Origin of the sequence: Flagellimonas hymeniacidonis (genome assembly GCF_008040165.1) — a bacterium.
GTDB classification, from domain to species: Bacteria; Bacteroidota; Bacteroidia; order Flavobacteriales; family Flavobacteriaceae; genus Flagellimonas; species Flagellimonas hymeniacidonis.
This window is the reverse complement of sequence record NZ_VRUR01000001.1, coordinates 655,885-669,937: the sequence shown is the minus strand read 5'-3', so window position 1 is coordinate 669,937 and position 14,053 is coordinate 655,885. Positions and strand designations below refer to the sequence as shown.

Here is a 14,053-nt window from a genome sequence, read left to right as displayed (position 1 = left end):
GGTTATCGAAGTAGTTTACAGTACCACAATCTTAATATTGTTAGTATGCCCTCTATTTATTTAGCTAAAAAAAGATTCCTAGGAGCAGTATTTTTAATTGCGATAATGTGTTTTGCAGTTAGTTGCAAGAACGCAAAAGAGGAGTATACAACAATCTCAAAAGAAGAATCTTTAAAACAAATCCCAGATAGTATTGATTTTTCCTTCCATATAAAACCCATTCTTTCAGATAGATGTTTTGCTTGTCATGGCCCCGATAAAAATGCGGTTGAAGGAGGACTTTCGTTACATAAGGCAGAGGATGCTTATGCAGCTATTGGTGAAAACCTAGATAGATATGCTATTGTTCCTGGTGATGTTGCAAATAGTGAATTGATAAATAGAATATTTAATGAGGACCCTAATATGGTAATGCCTCCTGAAGAATCAAATCTTATACTTTCTGCTTATGAAAAAGAATTGTTTAAGAAATGGATAGAACAGGGAGCGGTATATAAAAAGCATTGGGCATTTGTACCTCCTGTAAAACCCGTTGTTCCTAAGGTGGAAAATGAAGGTTGGGGTAAAAATGAAATTGACAAGTTTGTCCTTAAAAAATTGGAGTTAGAAGGATTTTCACCATCTAAAAAAGCATCCAAAGAACAACTTATTCGTCGAGTGTTTTTCAGTATAACCGGATTACCTCCTAGTGCAGAACAAGTCAATGCATTTTTGAACGATACAACAGAGGAAGCATATGAAAAAATAGTGGACTCCTTGTTAAATACAGTGGCTTATGCAGAATATATGGCTGCAGATTGGATGGATGTTGCCCGATATGCTGATACCCATGGCTATCAAGATGATTTTGAACGTACCATGTGGCCTTGGAGAGATTGGGTCATTCATGCATTTAACAAGAATATGTCTTATGATGAGTTCATAACCTATCAATTGGCAGGCGACATGATTCCCAATGCCACAAAAGAATCAATTCTTGCAACAGGGTTTAATAGAAATCATAAGATAACTGCTGAAGGAGGCGTAATTCCGGAGGAATACCGCATAGAATATGTAGAAGACAGAACCAATACTTTTGGGACTGCATTTTTGGGAATGACCATGGAGTGTGCTCGCTGTCACGACCATAAATATGATCCTTTAAGTCAAAAAGACCATTTCCAGTTATTTGGATTTTTCAACAATATTGATGAAAAAGGGCTCATGGCCAATGCACAAGAAATACCCAAACCCTATATTACTGTTTCCAAAAAAGATGCAGATGGGGTCTTGGATTTTGTAAACATGACCAATAGTCCAACTCCCAAAGTTGAGGTGATGGTAATGAAAGATATGTCAAAACCTCGGGAAACCTTTGTATTAAATAGAGGGGTGTACGATCAGCCAGCTGATCAGGTTTTTCCTGGGACTCCAGAGGCAATTTTGCCTTTTCCAGAGGGATTCCCTAAAAATAGATTAGGCTTGGCCAAATGGTTGTTTCATGAAGACCATCCATTAACGGCGCGTGTTGCCGTAAACAGAATCTGGCAGCGAATGTTTGGAAAAGGTTTGGTAGAAAGTTCTTATGATTTTGGAAACCAAGGAGCACTTCCTTCACATCCAGAATTATTGGATTTCCTTGCCATAAAATTTCAAAAGGAAGAATGGAATGTCAAAAACATTATAAAGTTTATGGCACTTTCCGAAACCTTTCAGCAAAGCAGTGAAATTTCCGAAGAAATGCAGGAAAAAGACCCTGAAAACACCTATTTGTCAAGAGCTTCAAGATTGAGGCTAAGTGCAGAAATGATAAGAGATCAAGCATTGAAGATAAGCGGTCTCTTAAATGATGAGGTAGGCGGTCCAAGCGTAAAACCATATCAACCAGAAGGGATTTGGGAAGAGACCACAGGCGGTGGCGGTGGAAGCACATCAACCTATATTCAAAGCTCGGGCAAGGATTTGTATCGAAAGAGTCTTTATACTTTTTGGAAGCGGACAGTCCCGCCTCCTAGTATGATGACTTTTGATGCCGCTTCTCGCGATCTGTGCACAGTAAAACGTCAAGAAACAAATACTCCGTTACAAGCGCTTGTGCTATTAAATGACCCACAGCTTATTGAAGCCGCAAGAGCATTGGCTTATAAATCAATTGGTGTTGTTGGAAAAGAGCCTAAAGATCAAATTGCGTATATTTTTCAAAATGCAACATCAAGAGCTCCAAGTGAGGAAGAAATGGCAATCTTGACCAATTTTTATCAAGATACGTTGAGAAAAATAGAAACAGGAGAGGTTGTAACAGAAGAATATCTGTCCATAGGAGAGTTTGCCGTGGTTTCTGATATTTCACAAAAGGACCTGGCAGCATTGGCTTTAACCGCACATACCATATTAAACTTAGACGAAACCATATCAAGAGGATAGTTATGAGTGAGAAGAAAATAATAGCAGATAACGCACTTAACCTCAACCGAAGAGCTTTTATGGGAAAAACCGCCTTAGGCGTTGGTGGATTAGCCTTAGGTTCTTTGCTTGGTTGCAATTTTTACAAAAAAGAGGGCAGTTTAATCACCAAAACTGAAAATCCAATGGGGATTAAAGGAATCCTCAATTCGCCACATCATGCGGCTAAAATAAAGCGGGTAATCTACTTATTTCAAAGTGGAGGTCCATCGCAATTAGAACTCTTCGATTATAAGCCCTTACTTAATGAGAGAAGAGGTGAAGACTTACCCGAGTCCATTAGAAATGGACAACGGTTAACCGGGATGACATCAGGACAAGATAGTTTTCCTTTGGTAGGCTCCAACTTTGGATTTCAACAATACGGTAAAAATGGAACATGGATAAGTGATTTGTTACCTTATACCGCTAAAATGGTAGATGAATTATGCATCATAAAATCGATGTATACCGAGGCCATTAATCATGATCCGGCGGTCACTTTTTTCCAAACGGGTTCACAACAACCTGGCAGGCCTAGTATTGGGTCTTGGTTAAGCTATGGATTAGGGAGTGAAAATGAGAATCTGCCAGCATTTACAGTGCTCTTATCACGAGGGACAGGAAGACCTAATGGACAACCTTTATATACAAGGCTTTGGGGGAATGGTTTTCTGCATTCCCTGCATCAAGGAGTGCAATTTAGGGCAGCAAAAGATCCAGTCCTTTATCTGAACGACCCCAAAGGAATATCCAAAGAAACAAAACGCTCCATTTTGGATAACCTTGCTGAATTAAACGAAAAACAGTACAAGGAATTTGGTGATGAAGAAATACAGAGTAGAATAGCGCAGTATGAAATGGCCTATCGTATGCAGACTTCTGTTCCCGATGTAATGAATACTGAAAACGAACCAGACTACATTTATAAAATGTATGGTGCTGATGCAAAAATACCCGGTACCTATGCGGCCAATTGCCTATTGGCGAGAAGACTTGCAGAACAAGATGTTCGTTTTATTCAGTTGTATCATATGGGGTGGGACCAGCACGATAATTTACCCGGAGCCATTGAAAAACAGGCTAAAGATGTAGACCAAGCCTCCGCTGCCTTAGTAGCTGACCTTAAACAACGAGGTATGCTGGAAGATACGCTAATAGTTTGGGGTGGTGAGTTTGGTAGAACCAATTACTCCCAAGGAATATTAACACCAGAGAGCTATGGTAGGGACCATCACCCAAGATGTTTTACCATGTGGATGGCAGGAGGGGGCATTAAGCCCGGATTTGTATATGGCGAGACAGATGAATTTGGTTATAATATTGTAAAGAACCCAGTGCATGTTCACGATTTTCAAGCTACAATGCTTCATTTATTGGGAATAGATCATGAACGGCTTACGTATAAATATCAAGGAAGAAGATTTAGACTTACAGATGTAGAAGGACATTTGGTAAAGGATATTTTGGCATGATGCAACGTAGGGAATTCATTGAAAAAAGTGGCTTGGCCACTTTAGGGCTTGCATCACTAAATGCGATGTCGTTTTCAGAAAATATGCTAAAAGATGCCATCATTGGACATGGAAGCCATCGCTATAAAGTTGACTTAAACTGGGGGAAACTAAATAGCAAAAACTTTCCTGTAAAAGACTGTCACGAAATGGTCCAAGATGCTAAAGGCAGGATTATTTTACTGACCAATCATACCAAAAACAACATTCTTATCTATGATAAATCCGGGAGGTTATTGGGCTCTTGGGGAAGTGAATATCCAGGGGCTCATGGTCTAACGTTACACAATGAAAATGGAACAGAATTTTTATATATAGCAGATAATGATCGGCATGAGGTTATTAAAACTACCCTAGAAGGAAAGGTGATTCAGGTTTTTCCTTTTCCAAAGGAAACAGGAAAGTATCATAAACAAGAAGAATATATCCCTACAGAAACCGCCATTGCCGAGAATGGTGATATTTATGTGGCAGATGGTTATGGAGCGCAATATATAATCCACTATGATGCTAATGGCAAGGTAAAGAATGTGTTTGGTGGTAGGGGGGAAGAGGACCATCTCTTTAACAATGCCCATGGCATTTGTATTGATGATCGCGACTCAAAGAATCCAATTTTGCTCATTACTGCCAGGCAACAAAACAAATTGAAACGATTTTCTCTGGATGGAACATATATAGATTCCATTGATTTGCCAGGGGCTTACATTTGTAGACCGGTAATTCATAATGGACATGTGTATCTGGCTACCATATGGTCTGGAGATGGATCGGAAGGCACTGGCTTTATTTCCATATTGGACAAAAACAATAAATTGATTTCTGCACCGGGAGGCAGTATTCCTTCCTATGAAAATGATGATTTAAATCCTATGCATCAAGCCTTAAAAATCTTTCGTCATCCACATGATGTATGTATTGATGAGGATGAAAATATATATGTGGCTCAATGGAATTCCTGGGGGACATATCCCATAAAACTGTATCGAGTATGATATTTTTTTCCTTTCCATTAAAAAGTGAGGTAAAATTCAAGAATAAAGTGTCCAAGATTAAAACCATCATGTTCATTTTTGGTTTAGTCACCATGTCCTGCCAATCGCAAAAGATCAGTTTTTTAAGTTTGGATAGCATTCAGTTGGCGAAACCAGTAATTACTATTGATTCTATGCTCTTTAGGAATGCGGCAACCCTAAAGTTTAATCTGGCTCAAGAAAGCACTTTTATTAAATACACTTTAGATGGAAGTGAGGTTTCGGAAGGTTCTACGCTGTATAATTCACCTATAAAGATCAATAAGACATCCGTGGTAAATGTCAAAGCCTTTCATCCTCACTATATGCCTAGTGAAAATCAAGGGGTTATCATTCGAAAAATGAAAACCAATATTTCATCTTCTGAAGTTACCATTGAACCGGAACCCAATGCCAATTATTATGGAGACGGCAACATTACTTTGATTGACAGTCAAAAAGGTTCAATTAATTTTAGAAATGGAAATAGATGGCTGGGTTTTCAAGAACGTGAGATCAATATACATCTTAAATTTTCGAGACCACTTTTGGCTGAAAAGATAGTTGTGAGTGCCCTTCAAGATCAAGGGTCTTGGATTTTCTTGCCGAAGACTGTGTCGGTAAGTTCTAAAGATGATATTATTGGGAATATTACATTGAATAATAGTGCTGTAGAAAACAGTAAGAGCTTGGATTTTTTGGAAATTCCTATTAAAAAAGAACGATACAAAGAAATAAATATCAAGGTAGCTGCTTTGCATGAAATCCCAGATTGGCATCAGGGTAAGGGTACTTTGCCTTGGTTGTTTATAGATGAAATTATAGTTGAATAAATAATAAAAAATGCAATTAGGTAATTTACATCCCTTATTTGTCCATCTTCCTATTGGAATTCTGGTTCTGGCATTCTTAATGGAAATCTATTATTATAGAAAACCAGAGCCAAAAGACAATGGAACGGTTTTGTTTGCATTAGGAATTGGTGCGCTAAGCGCATTATTTTCAATCGCGTCTGGATGGCTGCTGGGAGATAATGGTGGATATGATGAAGAATTACTTTTTAGACATAAATGGATTGCAATAGCATTTTCTGTAGGTGCTTTGGGGCTGTTTTTCTTGAAAAAATCAGAGAAGCAATTGGCACGCAAGGCATACTTTCCAGTTTTTGCAGTGGTGTTGGTACTCCTAACGCTAACGGGGCACTTTGGAGGCAGTCTTACTCATGGAGAGGATTTTTTATTTGAAGAAGCATATGAAGAACCTATAATTGAAGATGTGGACAAGGCGGTAGTGTTTGCTGATATCGTTCAACCCATTCTCAATAGAAAATGCGTTAGTTGCCATAATGATGGGAAAGCCAAAGGAGGGTTACTACTAACATCTGAAAAGGAGTTGTTGGCTGGTGGAGATTCCGGATCTTTATTGGATTCTTTGAAAGCTGAAGAGTCTTCCTTGTTGATGCACCGCATTCACATGCCTTTAGAGGAAAAAGAGCACATGCCACCAAAAGGGAAAGTGCAGCTCACACCTGAAGAAATTATGTTGTTGGAATGGTGGATGAAAAATGAAAATTGTTTTGAGTGTCTTACAGAAAGTTTGCCCATCAATAAGAAATTGGAATCTGTTCTTGCATCATTGGAAAAAGACACTTCCCCCAGAGCATTAATTGCAGAAAATGTAGATGATGTCCCAGAGGAGTATTTGGCATTGCTCAACCAAAATAAGATGTCCGCACAGTTGGTCTCAGAGGAGATGCCTTTATTAGCAGTTAATTTTTTACAACGTAAGGATTTAACCGTGGCTGATTTTGAAATCCTTAAAGAGTACAAGGACAACGTTGTAGAAATGAATTTGGGGTATACCAATTTAGATGATGAATTGGCGAAACAATTAAAACAGTTTAAAAACCTCACCAAACTGCAGCTGCAACAGACTAAAATAACCAATGCAGTAACTCAGCTATTCAAAAATTTTGAGTTTCTTGAATCCCTGAACCTCTTTGGTTCGGAGTTGGATGACTCAAGCCTTGCTGCATTTTCATCACTCCCTCATTTAAAGAAGCTTTATGTTTGGCAGACTAAAATGACGAAAGACGGACTGTCTGAGTTTCGGAATAAAAACGCCTTGATTGCTGTTCAAAGTCAAATAGCGGATAGTGTTTTTGCAGCAAGCACCTTATCCCCTCCGGTTATTTTAGCTGACAAAGAGATTTTTATAGACTCCGTTAAGGTTTCCCTAGAGCAATATTTTGAAGGTGCAAAGATATTTTACACTACGGAAAATTCTAAAAAAGATACTATTGCCAAGGAATATATATCACCATTTTATATTTCAGAAACCTCTGTTTTAAAGGCATATACAACCTTAGAAGGTTGGGAGTCAAGTGAGGTTAGCACAGAAGATTTCTTAAAAAGTAGGGTTGAAGTGAGTAAAGTATCACTTGCTAAATCTCCGCATCCCAAGTACAGCGGTAAAGGAGGAAAAACCCTTATGGATTTAAAAAGAGGGACAACAAATTTTGTGGACGGCAACTGGATTGGATATGAAAATCAGCACATGACCGCAACAATCGAATTTAAAAACCAAACCACCGTGTCTAACATTTCGGTAGGTAGTCTTTCCATACCCAACGATTGGATTTTCTTCCCAACGGGTTATACAATATGGGGTTCTGTAGATGGGAACAACTTTACCAAGATTAAAACGGTTAAACTGCCAATACAAAAACCCTCTGTAATTATCGAGCGAAAAGCCTATAACATTGATTTTGATCCTATCGCTTTAAAGAAAGTACGGCTCTTGGTGGAAAGCCCTTTAAAAAACCCAGATTGGCATGCAGTGCCGGGAGGAAACAGTTTCATCTTCGTGGATGAGTTGGTTTTTAATTGATCTGAATACTTCTAAAAAGATTTTAAATCCTAGAGATATTGTCCTTCTTGAAAAAAAATCCATTTGCGCACAAATAGTAACCCACCCAAATGGCTCCAATTAAGGATAGCGCTGCAGTAACATCAAACCAAACAGGGTTTAGGATTTTATTTGCGAATATGAGGTAAGATGTTTCCAGAACAACTAGAATAGAAAGAAGAATACTGGGGAGCGTAGTTGTTTTTCCACCTATTAAGGTGGCTGTAAAACCAGCTATTGTTCCTGAAAGTAGGGTGCCGAAACCTCCTATAATGATATCACTTGTTGAAGATATCCCAAGTTTTACTCCAGGAACCACTATTTCTTGTGCAAGTGTTATAAGCAATACCATTAATAGCTCGCCAGATATTACGGCTAAGGCAATTTTTAAGTAGTTTTTAGTTTTCATCTCTTATGCAATTAAAATAGTATGAATTCATAACCATGTCCTATTTTACATTTAATACCTTCTCGAGATTAATCCGATAGATGTCCCCGGCACCATTTTTTGGCTGTTTAAGAGTCTCTTGGTATGCGTTGAAATCGTTTATCACAAACTCCTTGGCTAATCTATTGCTGGTAAAGTAGAACGTTTCATTCTCAAAGTCTATAAATGGACAAAAGTCTAACCCTTCTGAGTTAACCAACAGCCCTAAGTTTCTAGCTTTTTGCCAATTGCCGAGAGAGTCCCCAATACTCATATACAGATCTCCTCCTCCAAGGTCGTCGGCTCTCCCATAGGAGCTAAAGATCAAAATATCCTCATTAGGGGAAACAAAGGCATTAAATTCAAAAGTTTTAGAGTTTACCGTGGTATCCAAAGGAATCGGGTCAAGGTATTCTCCATCTATGTATTTGCTTATATAAATATCTTCCCTGCCAGGGCTTTTTGGTTTTGATGCTGTGAAATATAAGTTCCCATTTTTGCTTACGGAAGGATAAAACTCATTACCTGTAGTATTAATTTTTTCATTTAATGGACTAGGCTGCCCCCATCCATCGACAGATTTATTCATGACCCAAATATTATAATCTGATCGAGTAGAATCGGTGTCCATAGGTCTATCCGAACAGAAAAAAAACTTACTGCCATCTGGAGAGATAAAAGGCTCAATGTCATTATGCTTTCCTGAGAACGATGCAATTTCTTGTTGTCCCCAGCCTTGGTTGGTTTTTATCATTTTTATGATTGCTCTCTTCCCATCATTAGGAGTTCCCAGCGTATAATAAAGCTCTTTTTTATCTGGGGAAATGGCCAAATCCCTTTCGTTTAATCCGGTTGAGATGATTCCGTCGCCAAAAAGCTCTAATGTCGCGGGAGATGTTTTAAGATCAATTGTACGTGTATCCTTTAATAATTCTGTTTCACCATTGTTAAAACAAGCTTGTAATCCTAAAACAGCAAGAAAACAGATGAACCTTTTATATCCTAGATAGTCCATGTAATTTTATGAATATTTCATAAAAGATAAGGATAGTAGAATTTATTAATAGCTCATAGGCTGCTAATCACGAAATAATGAAGTGAACCTGTCGATATTTGAAACCAGATAGAAGATTACGCAAGTCACTCCAGATATTTACTTGACTTTTTCACTTTAAAACCTCCTTTAAGAAAGAAGAATTGGTGCATTAAATTCCTACTCTCTTTTTCAACATAATTTTTGTTGATTATTGAAGATCTATTCACTCTTACGAATGATTCGGAGGGCAATGAAAGTTCCATCTCCTTCAACGTTTTTCTCAATAGCACCCGAGTTGTATCCAATTTATGGATTAAACAATAGTATCCTTGGGCTTCAATCCAAATAATGTCTTCAGAATAAAAATAATGAATTTGTGCACCCTCTATAATTTCAAATTTTGATGTTCGGGTTTGTAAAAAACCGTGTTTTAGGGTTTCCGTCAGTTTTTGAATGTTCAAATGGCCATGTCTATCAATTACCCTAGTAATAGCTTGGCTAAACCGTTTTTCATCATATGGTTTTAACAAATAATCCGTGGCAGCAACTTCAAAAGCTTTAATGGCGTATTGATTATAGGCTGTTGTAAAAACTATTTGGCCCTTGAATGAGTTTTTTAAACTGGCCAGGACTGAAAATGCAGTCATATCCTTTAACTCAATATCCAATAAGATCAGCTCCGGTTTAGTGTTGTTAATGATTTGTATAGCGTCACGTCCACTTTTGGCTGTTCCTACAATGTTTAATGATGAGATGTTGCTTGCAAGTTTCTCCAATCTTCTCAATGCAGCGCCCTCATCTTCTACTAAAACCGTTTTGACCACCTTCATTTCTGTGTATTTTGGATAATCTGAATTGTGTTGGTCACCCATTCTCCGTCTTGATGGATTCTAAAAAAGGAAGCATCACCAAAATGATTTTTAATTCGTTGGTTTACAATTTGTAGACCGGTTCCTTTTTCTATGATTTGGGGTAAGCTATTGCCATCATTTTTGACAATGATTTTTGTATGGATGGCATCTATTTCGATGATGAGGTTTAAGCTGGTTTTTATTCTTTTAAAACCGTGTTTTATACTATTTTCTACGATTGGCTGAAGAATCATAGCTGGAACTTTAAATTTTGCATCTAAGTCAGTGCAGACCCATTTTATGTTGAGTTGATTTTCGTATCGGGCTTTTTCAATCGAAATGTATTTTTTCAACAGTTCCACTTCCCCACTTATCGGAATCAATTTCTCTGGTTTCATCTCCATGGAATACCTAAGCAGGTCACTCAAATTAATAAGGGCATTTTGCGCTTTTGATGTGTTTTCGTCCATTATTGCCACAACACTATTTAAAGTATTGAAAAGAAAATGGGGTTGCAATTTTGCCTTTATCGTGGCAAGTTTTACCAGATTTAGCTCGTTTTCCAAGTTTTTATTGGAAACAATTATTTTTTCACGCCCTCTCAAATAGTCTAACGCCAACAAGCTTGCCAACATAAAAAGATATGTTTTGGCATGCTGGTGAAAAGCAGATAGACCAAACTCATAAAATACTTTTTTAGCATCGTTAAAGGGACTTTTTAAGAAAAGTACCTCATAGATAATTATTGAAATGGCCATATAGATTAGAGAAAAAACCAAACCATGTAAAATAAATAGGATGATTTTATATGGATTTTGTACCCTTATAATTCTTCTGTAAAGAGGTACAATCCAAAAAATTATTGAGATATATCCTGAGATAAAAATAGAAATCGGCCAATAAAAAAGGGATCTTACTGCATGTTCATCCGCGTAAGACCTATCTATCGACATTTGAACAATGGTGAGGATTACAATTAACAACCAAGCAAGCATTAAATAATACTTGTCCTGTTTTGGTTCCATTTTCTGCATAATTCAAAAATATTAAATATAGGTGGGAAGCTCGGGGTAGTGATTTAAGCTGTAATCTGATTCTACTTCATTTTTTTTGGTTTCTACTTCATTGTCTTGACCTATGCTTTACAAGGCAATTATATTTATTCAACATAAACATAAATATGTGATGGTACCTTTAAAACTAATTTTTTGCGCACTTTTTCTAATTTCCTTTTCAATGGAGTCCAAAGCGCAAGATGGACAATCCATGGATATAGCTACCTATTATTTTGTGGAATTGGTCAAAACCGATGCAGGGTCTGATTTTGAACCTGAAGTTTTACAGGAAACACAAATGGCCCATCTAGGGAATATTAAAAAAATGGCATCAGAAGGTAAATTATTACTTGCCGGGCCTTTTAAGAGTGGAGGAGGGTTATTTATTTTAAACGCGAACTCAGAAGAAGAAGCCGAAGCTTTAGTGAAAGAAGACCCTGCGGTTAAGAAAGGGATTTTTAAGTTCGAAATAAGAACTTGGTATACGGAGAAAGGTATGCTTAGTCTAGAGAACATGGAAAAAGGTGAGTAAATTGAAATGAACTAAGTTCATTAATAAAAGTGGGTACCTATATCTAACCCCAATATTTTCTTAGTTGCTTTTTTATAATACTCGATAATAGATTATTGCTGTGATGGTACTTGTAATGATAACCTAATTATGGGGACTTTCTCTGTGGTACTTAAATGGTCATTTGATAATCGCAACGACAAGAATGAGGAGGAAAAATTATATATAATAAAAACGGCCCAATTGGGCCGTCATAAATTTTATATCAATAGAAACATGATATAAAGAACATATTTTAGATAAACTATGAATTGTCTTCAACAGAAGCATCTGGAGCATTACTTTTTACAGAAGCAACACCATTTTCCATGGCAGATGCACTGGAGTACATTTCACTTGCACCGATTACCTGTCCGTTGGAGGCCTTTAAGTTAAAATAAGGACTGCCATCTTTGGCGGTCTTTCTTTCAAACCTATTGTCATCTTGAGAATTAGTTCTTACGGATGCAATACCATTCTCACAAGCAGGCTTGGTTGTATATGCTTCACTGCTTAGAATAACTTGACCATTGTTGGCCTTTAAATTAAATCTGAATTGTCCAGATTTGTCTTTTTTTATTTCAAATTTACCCATGGGATTGTGTTTTAGTTGTTCTAAAACTAAGTTTTTTATTAAAAATATGCTAATCAAGCATTGTAAATAATATAAAACATTCCATACATGATCTTATTTTGAAAAGTCTAGCATAAGGATAGTCTGAAGCAATTAAGATTTGCAACTGTTAATATATTCCTTTAATCTCATCAAATACTTAACAAGCCGGGAAACCAAAGGTTCAACTATATGGAATTGATGGTAACTGGGAAAATTTAATAAAGAGTTTCCTTATAAACATCACAATATTTACCATTTTTGATTGAAATCCATAGAAAATTATTGATGCTTTTTTATTCTTGAATCCTTACATTTATAAGCAACCAAATAATCATAGTTTATGCCAATAGTTTTTGTTGTAATAGGGATACTCCTATTATTTTTGCTCATCGCAAAATTTAAGCTCAATGCTTTTCTTTCATTTATAATCGTTTCTCTATTTGTTGGAATATCCCAAAACATGGAATTAGAAGGTCTTGTTAAATCCATCCAGGCAGGTATTGGGAATACGCTTGGTTTTTTGGTTTTGATATTGGGTCTAGGCGCCATGTTGGGGAAACTTGTTGCCGATAGCGGGGCAGCTCAGCAGATTACCACAAAATTAGTAGAAGCATTTGGGGTTAAATATGTACAGTGGGCAGTAGTTTTAACTGGATTTATTGTTGGTATTCCAATGTTTTATTCTGTTGGCTTTGTAATATTGATTCCTTTGGTATTCACCATTGCTATGTCAACAGGTCTTCCATTATTATATGTTGGGTTACCTATGCTCACATCCTTGTCTGTAACCCATGGATACCTACCACCGCATCCAGCTCCATCGGCTATTGCCGCAATGTTTAATGCCAATATCGGAAAAACTATGATTTATGGTATTATAATAGCAATTCCCGCAATTGTAATAGCAGGCCCTCTTTTTGCTCGAACAATTAAAAAAATAGAGGCTAAACCTTTGAAAGAATTTTACAATCCTGTTATCATAAAAGATGAGTATTTACCGAGTGTAGCGGTTAGTATAATGACTGCTTTATTACCTATAATATTAATTGGTCTCTCTATTGCAGTAGATCAATTTATGCAAGAAAGTACCATTAAGACTATTCTTGTTTTCTTGGGAAATCCAGTAATTGCGATGCTAATTTCTGTGCTGGTCGCGATTTATACATTGGGCTTGGCAAGAGGCAAAAAAATGATTGCGGTGATGGATTCGCTATCAAGCTCAGTATCCAGTATTACCATGATTCTGCTCATCATTGCTGGTGCTGGTGCTCTTAAAGAAGTATTGGTGGATAGTGGCGTGAGCAATTATATAGCGGATTTATTAAAAGGTTCATCAGTATCTCCCTTAGTTTTGGCTTGGTTGATTGCCACTGCAATTCGCGTTTGTGTTGGTTCTGCCACCGTTGCTGGATTAACAGCAGCGGGTATTGTACTTCCATTGGCATCGGGGACAGGTGTTAATACAGAACTTATGGTATTGGCCATTGGCTCAGGAAGTCTAATGTTATCCCATGTGAATGATACCGGTTTTTGGATGTTCAAAGAGTATTTCAATCTTACGGTCAAAGAAACCCTGTCCACGTGGACGGTTATGGAAACGTTGGTCGGTATAATTGGACTCTTGGGAGTATTAACATTGAATATGTTTATTTAATTTTTTAAA

At 37.2% G+C, this 14,053-nt stretch carries 12 protein-coding genes; 7 read left to right on the top strand and 5 right to left on the bottom strand.

Annotated elements, in window-relative coordinates; genetic code table 11:
• Positions 1-105: 105 nt before the first annotated feature.
• The 5 genes from FVB32_RS02950 to FVB32_RS02930 are packed head-to-tail and all read left to right on the top strand — an operon-like array spanning position 106 to position 7,837.
• Entirely contained in the window at positions 106-2,403 is a 2,298-nt protein-coding gene (locus tag FVB32_RS02950; protein ID WP_147743402.1) for a PSD1 and planctomycete cytochrome C domain-containing protein, read from the top strand.
• 2 nt (positions 2,404-2,405) lie between these two features.
• Positions 2,406-3,896, top strand: a complete 1,491-nt coding sequence (locus FVB32_RS02945) for a DUF1501 domain-containing protein (RefSeq protein ID WP_147741090.1) — start codon at positions 2,406-2,408, stop codon at positions 3,894-3,896.
• On the top strand, positions 3,893-4,930 hold the full coding sequence (locus FVB32_RS02940) for an NHL repeat-containing protein (RefSeq protein WP_246139820.1): 1,038 nt from the start codon (positions 3,893-3,895) through the stop codon (positions 4,928-4,930). Before FVB32_RS02945 ends, FVB32_RS02940 begins: the two co-directional genes overlap by 4 nt.
• Positions 4,927-5,781, top strand: a complete 855-nt coding sequence (locus FVB32_RS02935; RefSeq protein ID WP_187269483.1) for a chitobiase/beta-hexosaminidase C-terminal domain-containing protein — start codon at positions 4,927-4,929, stop codon at positions 5,779-5,781. Before FVB32_RS02940 ends, FVB32_RS02935 begins: the two co-directional genes overlap by 4 nt.
• Before the next feature lie 10 nt (positions 5,782-5,791).
• Positions 5,792-7,837, top strand: coding sequence for a c-type cytochrome domain-containing protein (locus FVB32_RS02930; protein WP_147741088.1), 2,046 nt, complete (start codon positions 5,792-5,794; stop codon positions 7,835-7,837).
• A 22-nt stretch (positions 7,838-7,859) separates the two neighbouring features.
• Here FVB32_RS02930 and FVB32_RS02925 read toward each other — a convergent pair whose 3' ends face one another.
• The 4 genes from FVB32_RS02925 to FVB32_RS02910 form a co-directional block, all read right to left on the bottom strand.
• The gene (locus FVB32_RS02925) at positions 7,860-8,264 is read right to left on the bottom strand and encodes a hypothetical protein (protein ID WP_147741087.1); all 405 of its coding nucleotides are present in this window, start codon (positions 8,262-8,264) and stop codon (positions 7,860-7,862) included.
• A 40-nt stretch (positions 8,265-8,304) separates the two neighbouring features.
• Entirely contained in the window at positions 8,305-9,297 is a 993-nt protein-coding gene (locus FVB32_RS02920) for a TolB family protein (RefSeq protein WP_147741086.1), read from the bottom strand.
• Positions 9,298-9,422: 125 nt separating this feature from the next.
• A complete protein-coding gene (locus tag FVB32_RS02915) occupies positions 9,423-10,148 on the bottom strand; it encodes a LytR/AlgR family response regulator transcription factor (RefSeq protein WP_187269482.1) in 726 nt (241 codons plus the stop codon).
• Positions 10,145-11,203 (bottom strand): sensor histidine kinase, encoded by a 1,059-nt coding sequence (locus FVB32_RS02910; protein WP_147741084.1) that lies wholly within the window; start codon positions 11,201-11,203, stop codon positions 10,145-10,147. The genes FVB32_RS02915 and FVB32_RS02910 overlap by 4 nt, the downstream gene beginning before the upstream one ends.
• A 202-nt stretch (positions 11,204-11,405) precedes the next feature.
• On the opposite strand from FVB32_RS02910, the gene FVB32_RS02905 reads away from it, so the two are divergent.
• Positions 11,406-11,756 carry a YciI family protein gene (locus FVB32_RS02905; protein WP_187269481.1) on the top strand — a complete coding sequence of 117 codons (351 nt, stop codon included), beginning with the start codon at positions 11,406-11,408 and terminating at the stop codon, positions 11,754-11,756.
• Positions 11,757-12,039: 283 nt separating this feature from the next.
• Here the strand turns inward: FVB32_RS02905 and FVB32_RS02900 are convergent, their stop codons facing one another.
• Positions 12,040-12,369 carry a YegP family protein gene (locus FVB32_RS02900; RefSeq protein WP_147741082.1) on the bottom strand — a complete coding sequence of 110 codons (330 nt, stop codon included), beginning with the start codon at positions 12,367-12,369 and terminating at the stop codon, positions 12,040-12,042.
• Positions 12,370-12,730: 361 nt separating this feature from the next.
• Here FVB32_RS02900 and FVB32_RS02895 point away from each other — a divergent pair, with 361 nt between their 5' ends.
• Positions 12,731-14,044, top strand: coding sequence for a gluconate:H+ symporter (locus tag FVB32_RS02895; RefSeq protein WP_147741081.1), 1,314 nt, complete (start codon positions 12,731-12,733; stop codon positions 14,042-14,044).
• Positions 14,045-14,053 lie beyond the last annotated feature (9 nt).